Source organism: Streptomyces albospinus (genome assembly GCF_014648695.1).
Classification (GTDB): Bacteria; Actinomycetota; Actinomycetes; order Streptomycetales; family Streptomycetaceae; genus Streptomyces; species Streptomyces albospinus.
The window spans coordinates 177,548-195,263 of the sequence record NZ_BMRP01000011.1 but is presented as its reverse complement, the minus strand read 5'-3'; the positions used below and the strand labels follow the sequence as shown (position 1 = coordinate 195,263).

17 protein-coding genes are annotated in these 17,716 nt (G+C 75.0%); 9 read left to right on the top strand and 8 right to left on the bottom strand.

Features of this window, described 5'->3' with window-relative positions; all coding sequences use genetic code 11:
* Positions 1–43: 43 nt before the first annotated feature.
* The 5 genes from IEZ17_RS17705 to IEZ17_RS17685 form a co-directional block, all read right to left on the bottom strand.
* Complete coding sequence (locus IEZ17_RS17705) at positions 44–277, bottom strand: hypothetical protein (RefSeq protein WP_189301187.1); 234 nt, start codon at positions 275–277, stop codon at positions 44–46.
* A 370-nt stretch (positions 278–647) separates the two neighbouring features.
* Positions 648–905, bottom strand: a complete 258-nt coding sequence (locus IEZ17_RS17700) for a hypothetical protein (RefSeq protein ID WP_189301185.1) — start codon at positions 903–905, stop codon at positions 648–650.
* Positions 902–1,609, bottom strand: a complete 708-nt coding sequence (locus IEZ17_RS17695) for a class I SAM-dependent methyltransferase (protein WP_189301183.1) — start codon at positions 1,607–1,609, stop codon at positions 902–904. The genes IEZ17_RS17700 and IEZ17_RS17695 overlap by 4 nt, the downstream gene beginning before the upstream one ends.
* A 216-nt stretch (positions 1,610–1,825) precedes the next feature.
* Entirely contained in the window at positions 1,826–5,137 is a 3,312-nt protein-coding gene (locus tag IEZ17_RS17690) for a sacsin N-terminal ATP-binding-like domain-containing protein (protein ID WP_229852351.1), read from the bottom strand.
* Positions 5,138–5,680: 543 nt separating this feature from the next.
* Positions 5,681–6,586: a DUF3027 domain-containing protein gene (locus IEZ17_RS17685; protein ID WP_189301182.1), complete on the bottom strand. Its 906-nt coding sequence runs from the start codon at positions 6,584–6,586 to the stop codon at positions 5,681–5,683.
* Positions 6,587–6,966: 380 nt separating this feature from the next.
* On the opposite strand from IEZ17_RS17685, the gene IEZ17_RS17680 reads away from it, so the two are divergent.
* The 4 genes from IEZ17_RS17680 (at position 6,967) to IEZ17_RS17665 (ending at position 10,568) form a co-directional block, all read left to right on the top strand.
* The gene (locus IEZ17_RS17680) at positions 6,967–8,346 is read left to right on the top strand and encodes an MFS transporter (RefSeq protein ID WP_229852350.1); all 1,380 of its coding nucleotides are present in this window, start codon (positions 6,967–6,969) and stop codon (positions 8,344–8,346) included.
* A 92-nt stretch (positions 8,347–8,438) separates the two neighbouring features.
* Complete coding sequence (locus IEZ17_RS17675) at positions 8,439–8,942, top strand: hypothetical protein (protein WP_189301178.1); 504 nt, start codon at positions 8,439–8,441, stop codon at positions 8,940–8,942.
* Positions 8,943–8,985: 43 nt separating this feature from the next.
* Positions 8,986–9,720 (top strand): futalosine hydrolase, encoded by a 735-nt coding sequence (locus IEZ17_RS17670; protein ID WP_189301176.1) that lies wholly within the window; start codon positions 8,986–8,988, stop codon positions 9,718–9,720.
* Positions 9,717–10,568, top strand: a complete 852-nt coding sequence (locus IEZ17_RS17665; protein WP_189301174.1) for a 1,4-dihydroxy-6-naphtoate synthase — start codon at positions 9,717–9,719, stop codon at positions 10,566–10,568. Before IEZ17_RS17670 ends, IEZ17_RS17665 begins: the two co-directional genes overlap by 4 nt.
* Before the next feature lie 23 nt (positions 10,569–10,591).
* Here the strand turns inward: IEZ17_RS17665 and IEZ17_RS44175 are convergent, their stop codons facing one another.
* A complete protein-coding gene (locus tag IEZ17_RS44175; RefSeq protein ID WP_018089689.1) occupies positions 10,592–10,975 on the bottom strand; it encodes a cold-shock protein in 384 nt (127 codons plus the stop codon).
* A 206-nt stretch (positions 10,976–11,181) separates the two neighbouring features.
* Here IEZ17_RS44175 and IEZ17_RS17655 point away from each other — a divergent pair, with 206 nt between their 5' ends.
* Positions 11,182–11,448 carry a hypothetical protein gene (locus IEZ17_RS17655; protein ID WP_189301173.1) on the top strand — a complete coding sequence of 89 codons (267 nt, stop codon included), beginning with the start codon at positions 11,182–11,184 and terminating at the stop codon, positions 11,446–11,448.
* Here the strand turns inward: IEZ17_RS17655 and IEZ17_RS17650 are convergent.
* Positions 11,397–12,050, bottom strand: coding sequence for an HAD family hydrolase (locus IEZ17_RS17650; protein WP_189301171.1), 654 nt, complete (start codon positions 12,048–12,050; stop codon positions 11,397–11,399). The genes IEZ17_RS17655 and IEZ17_RS17650 overlap by 52 nt on opposite strands.
* 150 nt (positions 12,051–12,200) lie before the next feature.
* Here IEZ17_RS17650 and IEZ17_RS17645 point away from each other — a divergent pair, with 150 nt between their 5' ends.
* From IEZ17_RS17645 to IEZ17_RS17630, 4 genes are all read left to right on the top strand, one after another.
* Complete coding sequence (locus tag IEZ17_RS17645; protein ID WP_189301169.1) at positions 12,201–13,250, top strand: FecCD family ABC transporter permease; 1,050 nt, start codon at positions 12,201–12,203, stop codon at positions 13,248–13,250.
* Positions 13,247–14,344 carry a FecCD family ABC transporter permease gene (locus IEZ17_RS17640; RefSeq protein WP_189301167.1) on the top strand — a complete coding sequence of 366 codons (1,098 nt, stop codon included), beginning with the start codon at positions 13,247–13,249 and terminating at the stop codon, positions 14,342–14,344. Before IEZ17_RS17645 ends, IEZ17_RS17640 begins: the two co-directional genes overlap by 4 nt.
* Positions 14,345–14,478: 134 nt before the next feature.
* Positions 14,479–15,255 (top strand): ABC transporter ATP-binding protein, encoded by a 777-nt coding sequence (locus tag IEZ17_RS17635; RefSeq protein WP_189301283.1) that lies wholly within the window; start codon positions 14,479–14,481, stop codon positions 15,253–15,255.
* Between the two features lie 110 nt (positions 15,256–15,365).
* The gene (locus tag IEZ17_RS17630) at positions 15,366–16,424 is read left to right on the top strand and encodes an ABC transporter substrate-binding protein (RefSeq protein ID WP_189301165.1); all 1,059 of its coding nucleotides are present in this window, start codon (positions 15,366–15,368) and stop codon (positions 16,422–16,424) included.
* 66 nt (positions 16,425–16,490) lie between these two features.
* Here IEZ17_RS17630 and IEZ17_RS17625 read toward each other — a convergent pair whose 3' ends face one another.
* Complete coding sequence (locus IEZ17_RS17625) at positions 16,491–17,657, bottom strand: hypothetical protein (RefSeq protein WP_189301164.1); 1,167 nt, start codon at positions 17,655–17,657, stop codon at positions 16,491–16,493.
* Positions 17,658–17,716: the final 59 nt, after the last annotated feature.

Sequence of the window (17,716 nt, the reverse complement as noted above, 5' to 3'; positions counted from 1 at the left end):
ACGTCCCGGGGTTCCGTACGGCCCGCCGACCGCGGGCGCTGCGTCAGATGCCCATGGTGCGGACCGACACCAGGCCGCCGACCTGGCCGCCGTGCATCCCGTGGTGGCCATGGTGCCCGTGGTGGCCGTGGTGCTCGCCGCCGAGGTCGCCGATGCTCACGACGAGGCCGTGCCCGGCGATCTCGCCGCCGAGGGTGGCAAGGCCACCGGATATGTTGTCCAGCTCGCTGTCGGAAATCTCGACTGTGTCGATCTCAGGGGTGAAGCCGTTACGCATTGGCGCTTTTCCCTTCACAATTTCTTGGATTTCGGCAGACCGTCAAACACCCTGGCAGGGTGGCCGTTCTGACGGCTTGTGCACTGGCTGGATGCAAGCACGCCCACGGACCGGCAGGCAACGTCCCGCATGGTTTTTTACCGCCTCCGAACTGCACCTTCACCATGGCAAAACGAATTCCCCGCCCCGCATCAGAAGCCCCCGGAGACCAGACACAAAAGCCCCCGGAAAGAACCAGAAAATATCCACACCCGACCCGACGGCCATATCTGCCTTTTCGGTTCCGAAACCCCAGCGGGCCGACATTACCGGAGATGTCTGGACGGCGTTCACCGATATTCACCGACACCTGCACCGACTATCCACACGGCTACCCCGCGGACGCCGCCGCCAGAGATCCCGTACCCGCCTCCGCGCTCGCCCAAAGCAGTGCCGCGGTGGCGGTGGCGATCAGCAGCGGCAGGCTCAGGGCCCCGGCGCGGGCCGGCGCGCCGGCCGTCGGCAGCAGGACGCGGGTGGGCGCGAACGCCCCGACCAGCAGCACCGATTCGACGAGCACGGCGCCGGCCAGGACGGCGTAGGCGGCGGTCGGCGGTACCTGCGAGAGCAACCCGGCAGGCCCGGTCACCGGCGGGCTCCGGCCCGGTCGGGAAGGAGGACGGCTGGCCGCGCCGCCGGACGGGGGCACAGCTGCCAGACCCGCGCCGGGGGCAGATTGGCCCACACGGTGCGGCAGCCGGTGGCGTACCGCCGCCGGTAGTCGGCGAGGAGGGCTTCGACGGCGCGGTGCCGGCGGGCCTCGGCGCGGGAAGAGAAGAGGGCGCGGGCGGTGCGGGTGCCGCGGTAGGCGAAGTAGGTGAGGGTGCCGTGAGGGGCGAGGAGCGCCAGACAGCGGTCCATGACCGCCTCGACCTGATCCGGGGGGAAGTTGGTGAACGGCAGCCCGGAGACGATCGCGTCGTAGCGCCGGCCGGGGTCCGCGGCGGGACCGAACTCCTCGACCCGGGCGTGGTGGACACGGACCCGCCGGGCGGAGCCGGCGAGCGCCGGGTGGCCGGCGGCGAGGCGGCGGAGGCGCTCGGCGAAGCGGGCGTTGGCCTCGACGACGTCCAGCACGCTCCCCCGCGGCAGGCGGGAGATGAGGGTGCGGGTGACCGCGCCGGTGCCGGCCCCGGCTTCGAGGACGCGCAGCGGGCCACCGCCCGGCGGTCCGCCGAGGTCCGCGGTGAGCGTCCGGGCCAGCGACGCGCCGCTGGGGGCGATGGCTCCGGTGGTGCGCATGTCCCGCACGGCTTCGTAGAGGAAGGCGGGGAAAGAGGTCCAGTTGTCCATGGCGCCGACGCTAGGAACGGGGCACCGGCCCGCGGATCGCCCGATGGTCGGAGTTCGCCCCCGACGAAAATGCGGAGCTCACCCCCGACGAAAGTGGGGGGTGCTCCTGGCAGTTGGGCGCGGGACAGGACCACGCGCGCTCCTCGCGACCCGCGACGTCGGCCGGTGCCCCCAGGGCCTGCGCGGTGGGTCAGGCCCTGGGGTCCGTCCGGCCGGTCAGTCGAACCAGCGGGCGCGCGCCAGTTCGTCGCCGCGGTCCGGTTCCTCCAGGAGGGCCGCGACCTCGAAGCGGCGCGGCCACTGGCCGGCGGCCCAGGCCAGGCCCGCGGCGACGCCTTCCAGGGTCGCGGCGTGCAGGGTGCCGTCCGGGGTCCGGCGCCAGTCCAGCTCGGCGGTGTCGTCCGGTCCGTCGCCGACCAGCAGTTCCTCGTGCTCGACGTAGGAGGCGGGGGTGGCCGGGCCGAGGAGGGCGCGGACCGCCTCCGGGACGTCGTGCCGGACGCCCTCCGAGCGGACCTCGGCGGCGATCGCCTCGCTCAGCCGGCGCACCTGGAACAGCTCGGCCAGTTCGGCGGCCCGTTCCGGGCGGACCGGGAGCAGGGCCAGGCCGGCCGCCAGCGGCATCAGGTCCGGGGCGTCGGCGACCACCGCGTCGGCAGCGTCCGCCACCTGGAGCGCACCGTCGACGACCACCCGCAGCTCGTCGGGAAGAGTCACCTGATCGGGGTCGAGGTCGGTCAACATGCCGTAGAGCGCGTGGAGTTGGGACGTACCGACGGCCAGCTCCGGGTCGGCGAGGCGGGCCAGCAGCTCGGCGGCGCCGCCGGGCTCGTCGAGCAGGGCGGCGACCGAGGTGCGCACGCCGAGGGCGCGCAGCACCTGGGCGTCGACCTCGCCGGCGTCCGCGGACTCGTACAGCCCGGCCAGCAGCGGGTCACCGCCCGCCGAGCGCAGGCCGGCGGGGCGGCGCCCGTCCAGGACCGGGTGGCCGCGCAGCCACCAGGCGGTGTACGGGCGCACGGACTCCGTGGTGCCGTCGGGGAGCAGGACCCGTACGGGAGCGGTGAGCGCGTCGCGCAGCGGCGGTCGGGAGAGCATGGCGAGGACCTGCGGCCAGGCGTCGTCGTCGACCAGGTCGAGGTCGCGTACGGCGACCAGTTCGGTGACGACCGGGGGGACCGGGGTCGGTGGCAGGGTGTCGAGGATGTCCTCGCACCAGACGTCGACCGCGTCCAGCAGCCCGGCGTCGTCGGGCTCGGCGAAGTCGCTCTCGCGCGGCTCCAGTTCGTCCGGGTCCAGGACGACGTCGGTGGCGCGGACCAGCGCGAAATCGGCCAGCACGCCGACCGCGGTCAGCGGCTGTTCGCCCCAGCGCTGCGCCAACTCCGCGTCGACGGCGGCAAGTTCACCCTCGCGGATGACGCGCTCGAAGGCGCTGCCGGGGAAGACCAGCTCGCCCGCGGGCGCCGGCTCGCCGTCCTCGTCGGGCAGCGCCAGCGCGGCCAGCCAGGGCTCGTCGCCGGGCGCGAGATTGGCGTCCCGGACCAGCCCCAGGACGGTTTCCGCCAGTTCCTCGGTCCCCAGGGGCACACCGGTGCCCGCGCCCAGCTCGTCCTCGAAGACGTCGTAGGCGTCCTCGTCGGCGTCGAGCGAGTTCTCCACCGCCGCCCGCACCTGCGGGGTCGTCAGCACCGCACGCGGTGCCGCCGGGGTGGCGCCCAGCTTCTCCAGGAGGGGGTGCACGGCGTCCGGATGCGCGACCTTCAGCCCGAGGCGGGCGAGCGTACGGTGCCGGGCCCCGGCGTCCCCGTCGCCGTCCGGGCCGCCGCCGGGCAGCGGAAGCAGCACCTGGCGGGGGCCGATGGTGGTGCGCACGGTGCCGTTGGCGCCGCCGGGGCCCTGGCCCGCGGTGCCCGCCAGCGGCACCGGGAGGCCGCTGAGCCGGTCCGGGTCGGTGCCGGCCAGCGCGTCGTAGAGCCGCCACCACCAGTCGGGCGACCGCTCGACGCCGGCGAGCCGGTCGATCATCTCGCCGATCGGCACCCGGGCGACGCCCAACGACCGCAGCTCAGGGCGTCGTTCGAGCCCGGCCGGCAGCAGGCTCGGGAACAGCTCGGCCAGCACCGCGACCGTCGCGGCGCCCGCGCCCTCGACCAACTCGGCGTCCACCGGCCGCAGTACGTACCGCTCGGCGCCGCCGTCGCCCGCGTCCCACTCGCGGTCCGCGGGCACCTCTGCGGCCTCCGCGGGCTCCTCCCCGGCCCCGTCCGCCGGCGCCCCGGCGCTCGGCAGGAACCGCACCCGGGGCAGCAGCTCCAGCACCTGCCGCCGCAGTTCGCCGTCCAGTCCGCCCTTGCCCAGCGGCCCCGGCACCAGGTCGAGCGTGCCGACCGACACCGGCCGCCAGTCGCGGAGCAGCGCCGCGTACGTGGCCGCCGCCCGGCCCACCAGGAAGTCCGTCAGCGGGCCCGGTGCGACATGGCGCCGGGTCGGCTCCAGCGGGAACGAGGCGATGAGCAGCGCCGGAAGCCCCAGCGGCTCGTCCGTGGGCGTCGGCGCGTGCACCACCGGCGCCGTCCCCGGCCGCACCGGCGCGCCCGCCTCGTCGACCGGCACCGCCCAGGTCACCGACCACACCGGCCGCAGCCGCTCCTCGACCGGCCGGTCCGCCAGCAGCGCCCGGTCCAGCGGCCCGCCGTCGCCCGCCACCCGCCACCGGGTGGCGCCGCGCTCACTGTCCTCGATCAGGACATGGTCCCCGTCCTGACGCCTCGTCAGAACCCGTACGCCCTCCGGCGTCTCGATGACGACCTCGGACAGACCCGGCAGCGTCAGCAGCAGCGCCGCGTCGATCCCGGCCAGCAGCCGCTCGGCGAGGTCCTGCGCGGCGCCGTCGCGCAACGGCAGCACCACCGCGGTGTCGTACCCCTCGGGCGCCCCGCCCTCCGCCGGCAAGGGCAGCCGCAGCAGCGGTACGTGCCCGTCGCGGCGGCGCAGTTCTCCGCCCAGACCGGGGCTGTGCGCGGCCACCTCCCCGGTCAGCTCGCGGGCCTCGGCGAGCGACCAGCGGACCCCGCCGGTACGTCCCACCAGCGCCGGTTCGTCGCTGACCGACAGCACCGCGGCGAACCCGACGCCGAACCGGCCCACCGCACCGGCCGCCACACTGCTCTCCCGCTTCGCGGAGGCGCGCAGCGTCGACAGCGACTCCACGCCGGTGGCGTCCAGCGGGGCGCCGGTGTTGGAGGCGACCAGGACGGCGGGGACCCCGGCGTCGGCCGCGTGCAGGGTCAGCCGCAGCCGGCCGGGAACACCGGCGCGGGCCGCCGCGTCCGCCGCGTTCTGCGCCAGCTCCACGGCGAGCCGGTCGCGGTAGCCGCCGAGCGCGAGGTCCTCCTCCGCGTTGGCGTCCTCACGGAACCGGGCCGGCGAGGCGGCCCAGGCGTCCAGCACGCCGCGCCGCAGCCGGGCCGTACCGAACGGGTCGGCCCCTTCGTCCGCGCCTCGCACCCACGGCGTACCAGCCACGTTTCTCGTCTCCCTCGTCCAAGCGACTCTGTCCCGACGGTATCGCCCCACGTGGTCGGGTGCGGGGCCGCGGGGCCTGCTCGCCGTTGGCGAGGGGTTTTGACCGGGCGGGGCCCGCCGCTCGCCGAGTGGTGGGTGCCGGGGGCGGACCTCCGGGGGTGGGTTGCCGGACTGCTTCGCTTTACGTCCGGCAACCCACCCCCTCCGGCCCCCCCTCCCGCCCGGTGAAGCGGTCCCGCCCCAGAGGGGAGAAGGAAAAACGGGAGGCCCCAGGTGCTCACGGCAGAGACAGAGGTGCACCCCCACCGGCCCCTTCCCCCACCCCCACCGAGGCGGGGTCCCGCATGCGTACGGGAGGGGGCGGGGCCGGAGGGGTGGGTGTGCGGACGTAAAGCGAAGCAGTCCGCACACCCACCCCGGAGGCCCCGGACCCGGCACCCACCACTCACCAGGGGCGCCGCCTCACACAACCTTCGCCCACGGCGAGCAACCACCGCGGCGCCGCACCCGACAACGTGGGAAGCCGGCCCGAGCGGCGAGCGCCTAGCTGTGGCCCAGCTCCTCCGCCGGCCCCGTGTCCTCGACGGAGCCGCTGTCCGGCTCCGGGCGCAGGGCGACCGGCTCGACGACCGTCTCGTCGAGCACCGGCTCCGCCGGCTTCGGCGGCTTCGGCATCACGGCGGCCTCGGAGTGCGCACCGCAGCCGTACGAGAGGGAGACGACCCGGCCGTCCGCGGGGGCGAACTCATTGGCGCAGACGCCGAACGCCTGCCGCAGGGAGCCGGCGAGCGGCGTGAGGAAGCCGCAGGTCATGCACGTGGCGGGGGCCGCCTGGGCCATCGGGGTCTTGGGGCCGTACGCCTCTTCCCAGCGGTCCGCGGCGGCGTGCAGGCCGTAGCGGGACAGGACCCGGGCGCGGGCCATGCCCAGCTCCTCGGCGACCGCGGCGATGCCGCCGCGCGCCGGGGCGGGCTGGACCGCGGGCGAGCCCGGGACGACGTCCGCCTCTTCGGTGTCGGCGATCTCGGCGGCCATGCCCTCGGCGACCGGCGAGTTCGGCGGCGGCCCTTCCTCGCCGGTGTACCCGGGCTCCAGCCGCAGGTCCTCGGCCTCCGTGGGCAGCAGGTCGCCGGGGCCCATGTCGCCGGGGCGCAGCCGCTCGCTCCACGGCACCCACTCCGGGGCCATCAGCGCGTCGGGGCCGGGCAGCAGGACCGACTCGCCCAGGGTGACGTTCTTGGCGCGGGAGGCGCGGGCGACCGTGACGGCCCAGCGCCAGCCGCGGTAGCCGGGCTCCTCGCAGGTGAAGAGGTGGGTGACGACGCGATCTCCGTCGGCGACGGCGTCGAGGTACTCGCCGACCATGCCGGGCATCGCGACCTCCTCGGCCGCCTCACGGGCGAGGTCGACCGCCTCGGCGCACAGGCGGTCAGGGGTACGGCTTCGCATCGCAGCACTCACAAGAATCGATTCTCTCTTCCACGCCGTCTCACGAGCGCGCCAGCCGGAGCTGTCCTGGTCCTGTCCGGACGACCGGCGGGGGCCGGGGCGGGCGGAGCGGACCAGAGGACCGCGTCGACGTCCGCGCCCGGCTGGCTCGTTCGGTCGAGCGCACCTCTTACGTCCCATTCTGCGGGATAGCAATGCGATGAGGCACGCGGCCGAAACAGACCGCCGGTGGCGCTCTGCACACGCTACCCCTTCAAAGGTGTACGACCCCTCGGCGGGAGCGGCAAATGTCATGGGCAGCGGCTCGCGGCCCGTGCGCCCCAACCCGCCCAGACGGGAGAAAGCCCCCTCTCCTGGGCGGGTTGGGGCACTATGGCCGGGTGGCTGCCGTCAGGGCGTCGAGGGAGTCGAAGGCCCGCCGGGCGGGCCGGTCGGCCGGGCGCGCGCTGCATCGGCCGTTCACCGGAGCGGCCCGCGGGCTGCGCCGCGCCACCCACGCCCACGGCGCCGGCGAATCGGGACTGGCCAAGCTGATCGAACTGCACGCGGTGAACTCCGCGGGCGACATGATGATCACGGTCGCGCTGGCCTCGACGGTGTTCTTCTCGGTGCCGACCCATGAGGCACGGGGCCGGGTGGCGCTCTACCTGGCGGTCACGATGGCACCGTTCGCCCTGCTGGCGCCGGTGATCGGGCCGCTGCTGGACCGGGTGCCGCACGGCCGCCGGGCGGCGATGGCCGGCTCCATGCTGGCCCGGGCGGTGCTGGCGGTGATGATGTCCGGCGCGGTGGCCGGCGGCGGGCTGGAGCTGTATCCGGCGGCGCTGGGGGTGCTGGTGTCGTCGAAGGCGTACGGGGTGGTGCGCAGCGCGGTGGTGCCGCGGCTGCTGCCGCCGCGGATCTCGCTGGTGAAGGCCAATTCGCGGGTGACGCTGTCGGGGCTGCTGGCGACGGGGGTGGCGGCGCCGATCGGGGCCGGGCTGGAACTGATCGGGCCGAGCTGGCCGCTGTACGGGGCGTTCGCGGTGTTCGTGGGCGGAACGTTCCTGTCGTTCTCGCTGCCGCACAAGGTCGATTCCGGGAAGGGCGAGACGCGGGCCCGGCTGGCCTCCCGGGACGCCGCGGCGGGCCCGCTGCGCGGCCCCCGGAAGCCCGGTCTGCGCACGGTCGGCCCGTCGGTGCTGCACGGCCTCCAGGCCAACGCCGCACTGCGCTCGCTCTCCGGTTTCCTGACCTTCTTCCTGGCCTTCCTGCTGCGCGTGCACCCGCTGGGCGGCCTCGACCCCGCGGTCTCGCTGGGGCTGGTCGCGGTCGCCGCAGGCGCCGGCAATGCCCTGGGTACGGCGCTCGGCGCCTGGCTCAAGGCGCGCGCCCCGGAGGCGATCATCGCGGCGATGCTGGGGCTGGCGCTGGGCGTCACGGTCGTCGCGGCGCTCTTCTACGCGGTGCTGGCCATCGTCGTGGTGACCGCGGCGGCGGCCACCGCGGGGCTGTGCCAGGCGCTGGCGAAGCTGTCGCTGGACGCGATGATCCAGCGCGATGTCCCGGAGGCGGTACGGACCTCCGCGTTCGCCCGGTCCGAGACCGCGCTCCAGATGTCCTGGGTGGTCGGCGGCGCGATCGGGATCTCGCTGCCGCTGTTCGGGATCCTGGGCATGGCGGTGGCCGCGGGCCTGGTCGGGCTGGGCGCCGCACTGGCCGTACGGGGGCTGCTGGGCGCGGCCCGGCGGGGCGGCCGGGCGGCCCCGCGCGTGGTGTGAGGCGGGCCGTCCGGCGCCCCGTGTGGCGGGCGGCGACGCGGCGCGCCGTACCCGCGCGTGGCGCGTGCGGGGACGCCCGATAGCCTGCCCGTATGACCGCTGCGTTGATCTCCCGGGGCAAGGGCCGCCGCGCCGCCGCCGCCCTCGGTGCCGTGTCCCTGGGCCTGCTCACCCTCTCCGCCTGTCAGCAGCCGACGGCGCTGGCGACCGTGACCGTCGGTTCGAAGACGGTGAAGGCCGAGGTCACCCCCGGCTGCGACGGCGACGGCAAGGTCCTCGACAAGCAGGCCCTCCAGGACTGCATCACGAAGAAGGGCACCGAGACCATCACGGTGCACCCGGGCGAGAAGGTCGGCGTCGGCGTCGACCCGAAGGTCGCCAAGGCCGGCTGGTTCGTGATCGGCGGCCAGCCCATCATGCGCGCGCCCAGCACGGAGACGTACCGCACCTTCGACGCGGACGACCTCTTCAAGCAGACCAACCCGCAGACCGGCCAGACCGGCTACCTCGACGAGGTCACCCTCATGGTCGCCCAGGTCGGCCCGGGCCAGGGCCCCACGGCCATCTGGCACTTCAACCTGAAGAACAAGGACTGAGCGCGCTGACCGGGGACCGGCGGCCCGCGGCAGGGGCCGCCTGATGCGGGTGCTGGTCGTCACCGCGGTGGCCGCCGAACGCGACGCGGTGTGCGCCGCCGGGGAGGCGTACGGGACCCGGACGCTGCCCGGCGGCTACGAACTGCACCGCGCGCCCGGCGGTCCGCCGGCCCCGGACGTGCTGGCCGCCGGCGTCGGCCCGGCCGCCGCGTCCGCCGGTACGGCCACCGCGCTGACCGCCGCCGCGCTCGCCGGCGAGCCGTACGGCCTGGTGGTCTCCGCCGGTATCGGCGGCGGGTTCGCGCCCGCCGCGCCGCTGGGCTCGGTGGTGGTCGCGGACGCGATCGTCGCCGCCGACCTGGGCGCCGAGACCGCCGACGGCTTCGTCCCGGTCACCGAACTCGGCTTCGGGACCGTGGCGCACCGGCCCGATCCGGTCCTGGTCCGGGCCGTCGCGGCGGCGGCCGGCGCGGCGGCCGGCACCGTCGTCACGGTCACCACGGTCACCGGCAGCGCCGCCCGCGCCGCCGAGCTGGCGGCCCGTCACCCGGGCGTGCTGGCCGAGGCGATGGAGGGGTTCGGCGTCGCCGAGGCCGCCGCCGCGCACGGCCTGCCCGTGCTGGAGATCCGTACGGTCTCCAACGCCGTCGGCCCCCGCGACCGCGCCGCCTGGCGGATCGGCCCCGCGCTCGCCGCGCTGACCGGCGCCTTCCGTACGCTCCCCGAAGCCCTGACGGCCGCCGCCGGACCGGCTCCGTCCCCGAGGAGGATCCCGTGACCCGGCCGCTGAACATCGCGTACTCGCCGTGCCCGAACGACACCTTCGTCTTCGACGCCCTGGCACACGGCCGGGTCCCGGACGCACCGGAGCTGGCGGTCACCTTCGCCGACATCGACCTCACCAACGGCATGGCCGAGCGCGGTGAGTTCGACGTGCTGAAGGTGTCGTACGCGGTGCTGCCGTGGGTGCTGGACGACTATGCGCTGCTGCCCTGCGGCGGGGCGCTGGGGCGCGGCTGCGGCCCGCTGGTGCTGACCCGCGAGCCGGGAGCGGTGGCGGATCTGGCGGGGAAGACGGTGGCGGTGCCCAGCGAGCGGTCGACGGCGTACCTGCTGTTCCGGCTGTGGGTCGCCGCCGAGGTGCCGGGCGGGGTCGGCGAGGTCGTCGTGCTGCCGTTCCACGAGATCATGCCGGCCGTCCGGGACGGCAAGGTCGACGCCGGACTGGTCATCCACGAGGCCCGGTTCACGTATCAGAACTACGGGCTGAGCTGCCTCGCCGACATGGGCGAGCACTGGGAGCACACCACCGGCCTGCCGATCCCGCTCGGCGCGATCATCGCCAAGCGCGCGCTGGGCGAGCCGGTGCTGCGCAGGCTGGCGGCGGCGATCCGCTCGTCGGTCCTGATGGCCTGGGACGACCCGGAAGCCTCCCGTCCGTACGTGCTGGAGCACGCCCAGGAGATGGACCCGAAGGTCACCGACCAGCACATCGGGCTGTACGTCAACGAGTTCACCGCCGACCTCGGCGAGGACGGCTATGCCGCGGTGCGCGGGCTGCTCACCCGCGCCGCGGCCGAGGGGCTGGTACCGCCCCTCGGCCGCGATGCGCTGAACTTCGTGTGAGCCGGCGGGTTCCGGCCCGGACCTCAGACGTCGAGCTGATCGGCGACCGCCCGCAGCATGCCGGCGATCTTGGCGCCGTGCACCTTGTCGGGGTAGCGCCCGCGCTCCAACTGCTGGGTCACGTTCTCCAGGAGGGTCGTGAGGTCCTGGACGATCGAGGCGAGCTCGTCGGGCTTGCGGCGCTGCGCCGCGGCGACCGAGGGGGCGGGGTCGAGGAGGGTCACGGTGAGCGCCTGGTCGCCGCGCTGGCCCGCGACGACACCGAATTCGACACGTTGCCCGGGCTTGAGTGCGGCCACGCCGTCGGGCAGCACCGACGAGTGTACGAAGACGTCACCGCCGTCATCGCGGGAGAGAAAGCCGAAGCCCTTCTCACTGTTGAACCACTTGACCTTGCCGGTAGGCACGTCTGTCCTCGTCCTCGTACTCGTCGGAAAATTCTGGGTGGGTCTACTGCGTTTACTGCGGGAAAAAGCGCAAGAGGAAATTGGTCTGGATAGCAGTGCAGCGGGCCACAGGACCCGCCACCTCCAAGGCTAATGGTCCGGTGGCCGGTGACAAGACGTCGCCAGGGGGATCCGCAGTGCTTCTGGCCCGGACTTACCCTGGTCAGGTGTCTGATGAAACGCCCCAGGCCGGGGATCTGCTGGTCCGAATCGGCGCGATCGTGTTCCTAGTTGGCGCAGTGGCCACTCTCGCCACCGTGCTGCCGCTGTTCCTCGGTACGCATCCGCTGCCGTGGGTCTTCTACTGGGTGTCCATGCTGATGGGCGCCGGTTTCCTGATCGCCGGTGCCGGAGTGGTCCGCTCCGTCACCGCGCAGCGGCGTCAGGCGGAGGCGGCGACCCCGCCCGCGCCCGCGGCGCCACCCGCAACGTAACGATCCAGCCACGACGGGAAGTCCGTCAGGTCACCGAGCAGCACGTCGGCGCCGGCCGCCCGCAGCTCGTCGATGCCGCACGGCCCGGTGGCGACCACGACGGCCAGCGCGCCCGCGGTGTGCGCCCCGCGGACGTCCCCGGTGTGGTCGCCGACGTACACCCGCGCACCGTGCTCCCGCAGTGCCTCGGCCTTGGCCTCCGCCCACCGCGAGCCGATGACCGCGTCCGCGGCGATGCCCAGGTGGGCGAGGTGCAGCTTGGCGTTCGGCTCGTACTTGGCGGTGACGACGACGGCCCGGCCGCCGGCCGCGTGCACCGCGTCGACCGCCTCCCGGGCGCCGGGCATCGCGAGCGTCCCCGTGATGGCGTGCTCCGGGTACAGCTCCCGGTAGACCGCGCTGATCTCCGCCACCCGCTCCTCCGGGAACCACCGGCGGATCTCCTCCTCCAGCGGCGGCCCGAGCCGGGTCACCGCGGCGTCGGCGTCGACGTGGGTCCCGGTCCGGGCGGACAGCGCCTGGTACGCGGCCTTGATTCCGGGCCGGGAGTCGATCAGCGTCATGTCGAGGTCGAAACCGACCGTGAGGGGGTACGCAGCCATGCCGGCCATTGTGCCCGCAGACGGCACGCACGGGGACGTAGGGTTAGCCCCGCCTTACCTGATCTCCGGCCGCCGCGGGCGACGCACACCTCCGGGCGGCGCCACCCGGACCGCGCGCGAAAGGGGCCCGGAGCCAGTGAAGCCATGCCGATGAAGCCGACGTCCCGGATGCGGAGCCGGCGGCTCGGCCTGACCGCGCTGGCGGTGCTGGCGCTGCTGCTGGCGGTGTTCTTCTCGCTGGCCGTCGGCAGCCGCGCGTTCGCACCGTCCGAGGTCGCCGGCGCGCTGTTCCGCGGCGGCAGCGGCGATGCCGCGCAGGTGGTGCGGTTCCTGCGGCTGCCGCGCACCCTGATCGGCCTGATGGTCGGCGCCGCGCTCGCCCTGGCCGGCACGGTCATGCAGGGCCTGACCCGCAACCCGATCGCCGACCCCGGCATCCTGGGCGTCAGCCAGGGCGCCTCGGCCGCGGTGGTGGCCGCCATCGCCTTCGCCGGGGTGCACACCCCGACCGGCTACGTCTGGTTCGCGTTCGCCGGCGCGGGCCTCGCCTCCGTCGTCGTCCACGGCATCGCGACCCGGGGCCGATGGGGGACCCCTCTGTTCGAGCGGAGCCGAGAACTTGGGGGAGGCGCCACCCCGGTCAGGCTCGCCCTCTCCGGCGCCGCGATCAACGCGCTGCTGGTGTCGGTGTCGATGGCGATCCTCACGACCAAGGCCGCGGCGCTGGACGAGTTCCGGTTCTGGCAGGTCGGTTCGCTCACCGGGCGGGACATCGGGGTGGCGGCGCAGATCTGGCCGTTCCTGCTGGTCGGCGCGGTGCTGGTGCTGTCCGTGGCGCGCGGTCTGGACGCGCTGGCGCTCGGCGAGGACGTCGCCCGGGGGCTCGGCCAGAACGTCGCGACCGTACGGATCGTGGGCGGGCTCGGTGCGACCGTGCTGACCGGCGCGGGGGTCGCGGCGGCCGGCCCGATCGCCTTCGTCGGCCTCGCCGTACCGCATCTCGCCCGCGCCGCCGTGGGCGGCGGCCACCGCTGGACGCTCCCGATGGCGGCGCTGCTCGGGCCGGTCATCGTGCTGGTCGCGGACACCGTCGGGCGGATCGTCTTCCCGCCGTCGGAGGTCCCGGCGGGTGTGCTGACCGCGCTGATCGGGGTGCCGTTCCTGGTCACCCTCGTACGGCGCAGGGCGGTGCCGGCATGACGGCCCCGGCAGCCGGCGCGGACCCGCCGGCGACCGCGGTCCGCCCCGCCGGCCACCTCGTGGTCCGGGCCGGCCGCGCCTCCTTCCTGGTGCACCGCCGCGCGACCCTCGTGGCCGCCGCGCTCGCGCTGCTCCTGGCGGCGGTCTGCGTCGCCTACCTCTGCGTCGGCGAGAGCTTCGTCGCGCCCTACGAGGTGCTCAGGGTCCTGCTCGGCGAGCGGTCCTCCCACGACCTGGTCGTCGGCACGCTGCGGCTGCCGCGGATGACCGTCGGCCTGCTGGCCGGGGCGGCGTTCGGCGTGGCCGGCGCGCTGATCCAGACCGTGGCCCGCAATCCGCTCGCCAGCCCCGACATCATCGGCGTCACCCAGGGCGCGGGGGCCCTGACGGTCGGCTCGATGACCTTCGGTATCACGTCGTACGCCGTGCTGCCGTACCTGTCCGTGGCGGGCGGCGTGCTGGCGGCCGTCCTCGTCTACGTCTTCGCCTGGCGCGGCGGGCTGCACGCGATCCGCTTCGTCCTCGTCGGCATCGGCTTCGCGGTCGCGCTGCGCTCGGTCACCCAGCTCTTCCTCACCAAGGGCGACTACCTGGTGGCGCAGCAGGCCCAGGTGTGGATGACCGGCTCCCTGAACGGGCGCGGCTGGCCGGAGGCGGCGCCCCTGGGGTGGGCGCTGCTCGCGCTGCTGCCGGCCGTCCTGTGGGCGGCGCGCGCCCAGCGGGCCGTCTCCCTGGACGACGACACCGCGACCGCGCTCGGCATCCGGCTGGGCCGCACCCGGCTCGGGCTGGTCGCGGTCGGCGTGGTGCTGGCGTCGATGGCGACGGGCGCGGCGGGCCCGGTCGACTTCGTGGCGCTGCTGGCGCCGCAGATCGCCCGCCGGCTGACGAGGACCGCGCAGATCCCGCTGCTCGGCTCGGCGCTGCTGGGCGCCGTCATCGTCGTCCTCGGCGATCTGCTCGCCCGCAAGCTGCTCGCGCCGACCGAGCTCCCGGTGGGTGTGCCGACCGCCGGTGTCGGCGCCCCGTATCTGATCTGGCTGATCGTCAGGGGCCGTCGGGTCCGTGGCCGTGCCGCAGGAGGAAGAGCGTGACCGAGCGAGTGGGTGCCGGGGAGCGGGACGCCGCCGGCGGGAGCGTCCCCGCCGGCGCGGGCGAGGCGGCGGCGCGCGGCGGGAGCAGCGGCGGCCGGCCCGAGCCCGGCACCGCCCGCCTCACGGCCCGCGAGCTGACCCTCGCCTACGAGGACCGCATCGTCGTCGACGGTCTGGACCTGGACGTGCCGCACGGCGCGGTCACCGTCGTCGTCGGCCCCAACGCCTGCGGCAAGTCGACGCTGCTGCGCGCCCTGGGGCGGCTGCTGCGGCCCCGCGGCGGCGCCGTCCTCCTGGACGGTACGGACCTCGCCCGCATCCCCACCAGGAAGCTCGCCCGGTCGCTCGGCCTGCTCCCGCAGACCCCGGTCGCGCCCGAGGCGATCACCGTCGCCGATCTGGTCGCCCGTGGCCGCCAGCCGCACCAGCGCTGGTGGCAGCAGTGGTCGGCGGCGGACGAGCGGGCCGTGGCCGAGGCGATGGCGCGTACGGACGTGGTGCCGCTGGCCGACCGGCCGGTCGACGAACTCTCCGGGGGCCAGCGCCAGCGCGTGTGGATCGCGATGGCCCTCGCCCAGGAAACCGATCTCCTCCTGCTCGACGAGCCGACCACCTACCTGGACATCTCCCACCAGGTCGAGGTCCTCGACCTGGTCCGCCGGCTCAACCACGACCGCGACCGCACCGTCGTCGCCGTCCTCCACGACCTCAACCAGGCCGCCCGCTACGCCGACCACCTGGTGGCGATGAAGGCGGGCCGGATCGTCGCCCAGGGGTACCCCGGGGAGGTCGTCACCGCGGATCTGGTCCGCGAGGTCTTCGGCCTGGACTCGGTGGTCGTGCCGGACCCGGTGACGGGTTCCCCGCTGGTGGTCCCGGGCCGCCCGTGGGAACGCCCGTCGGACGGCTGACCGCCCCCACGTCCTCCCGCCGGGTATCCCTCCCCCCTGTCACCCGTCCCTCCCCGTCAGGTGTCGCTCCGATCCGCCGTCCGCCGCCGTACGAGCCGAAAGGACATGCCATGTCCCGCTCCGCAGCCGCCACCAGGCACCGCACCACCACGTCCGTCGCCGCCGCCACTGCGCTCGCCGCCACCGCGTTACTGCTCACCGCGTGCGGCTCCGGCGACGGCGAGGGCTCCGCCGCCGGCCCCAACGGCTCCTTCACACCGGCCGATTGCCCGGCGCAGCCCGCCACCACCTGGCCCGCCCCCGCCGCCGGCAACGGCACCCGCAAGATCGCGACGGCCATGGGCGAGGTGTCCGCCCCCGCCGCCCCGCGCCGTGTCGTCGTCCTCGACACCGCCGAACTCGACTCCGCGATCACCCTCGGCATCACCCCCGTCGGCGCCACCCGCTCCGACGTCGCCTCCGGCTTCCTCGACTACCTCCCCAAGGACAAGCTCGCCGGCATCAAGGACGTCGGCAAGATCGGCGCCCCCGACCTGGAGGCGATCGCCGCCCTCAAGCCCGATCTGATCCTGACCAACAAGGCCCGCGACGGCGGGCGTTACGACCAGCTCCGCCAGATCGCGCCCACCGTGATGACCGAGACCACCGGCTATCCCTGGAAGCAGAACTTCGCCGTGCACGCCGCCGCCCTCGGCAGGATCCCCGAGGCGAAGCGGGCGGTCGCCGCGTACGCCGCGCACGCCGGGAGGGTCACCGCGGCCCTCGGCGGCCCGGCAGCGGCGAAGCGGCGCCGGACCAACGTCGTCCGCTTCGTCGAGGGCGCCGACACCCGCATCTACGGCTGCCGGAGCTACATCGGCACGATCCTCGCCGACATCGGCACCGGCCCGACCTCCGTCGTCAACGGCTCCAAGGACGGCCTGATGGTCGAGGTCGGTCCCGAGCAGATCAACAAGGCCGACGCCGACGCCCTCTTCTACGCCACCTACGGCAGCCCGGAGAAGTCCAAGGAGGCCCAGATCACCGCCGGCCCCCTCTGGAAGAACCTCCGGGCCGTCAGGAACGGGACGGCGCAGCGCGTCGACGACCAGCTCTGGATCCAGGGCATCGGCTACACGGCAGCCGGCAGGATCCTGGACGAGGTGCAGCAGAAGCTCACGAAGAAGTGAGGGCCGTGCCCTGAGACGCGGCGGGCGGCGCCGCTCCGTGGCCGCCCGGCGCGGGCGGCCCGGCCGTCACCCCGCCGTCCGCCGCATCCGCCACAGCAGGAACAGGGCGGAAGCGACCGCCGCCACCCGCACCACCCCCGGCAGTTCGGCGAACAGCTCCGGACCCAGCCGCCCCGGGGCGATCGGATCGCCCCACCGCCCGTCGAACCGGCCCCACGTCCACACCACCAGCCCGCCGACGACGATCCCCGGCACCCCCAGCGCCGCGAACTTCGTCTCGGTCCGGCTCAGCCGCCGCGACACATACGCCAGCCCCCAGCCGCCGGCCAGCGCCAGCCACGAACCCGTCACCGCGCCGGCCACCAGCAGCAGCACGGCCAGCGTCGGTACGGGGCTGAGCCAGGCCCGCAGCGGAACCGGCCCCGCGGCCTCCACAGCCTCCGCGCCTTCCTCGCCCTCTCCGGCGGCCCCGTCGGCGCCGTCGGGTTCCCCCGCCGCCGCGCTGCGCCGCCGCCCCAACGTCCGCCGCAGCAGCACCGGCAGCATCCGCCCGCGCCTCGCGCCGCCGTCCGCCCCGTCGCCGCCCGGCTCCTCCGACGCCGCCCCCGCGCCCTCGCCGGCCTGCTCGCTCTCCGGCCGCTCCCAGATCTCCGGGACCTCGATGCCGCCGACGAACCCGGGCACGGCGTCGCCCGCCGCATACGGCTCCGGTTCCACCCGCCACCAGTCCGGCGGGTCCTCCTCGTCCCCCAGCTCGTCCGCACCCGCCAGATGCGGCGGCGAGGCGGCCGGCGCCTCGGGGACGGCCGGCTGCGCAGCGCGCTTCTTCAGAAAACCCGGCCGCCGGCCCGGCTCCGCCTCCTCCTCGTCCAGGTCCCGCGACGCCGGCGTCTTCCCGATCAGCTCGCCGAGCCGCTGCCGCGCACCGGCCCGCGGCTCGGGCTCCAGGTGCGGCACGAGGGGCGAGCCGGAATCCCGGGCCGCCGACGGCCCGCCACCGGGCGGCGCGTCCCGATCCCGGCTCCCGGCGGCCTTCACCACCGCCTCCGGCGTCCCCAGCCGCGCCAGCACCCGCTTCACCCCGGGCACCGAGTCGACCTTCTGCGCGTCGATCTCGGCGCGCAGCGCGGCCACCAGCCGCATCCGGTCGCCGGACGGCAGCCCGCGCTGCTGGGCCAGGTCGCCCACCCGACTCAGATAGTCAAAGACGAGCTGATCGCTCTCGATCCCCACGAAATCCCCTGCGGCGTGCGCTGGTTGCTGCCCCGGCTGCCCCGACGGTACTCCCTCGG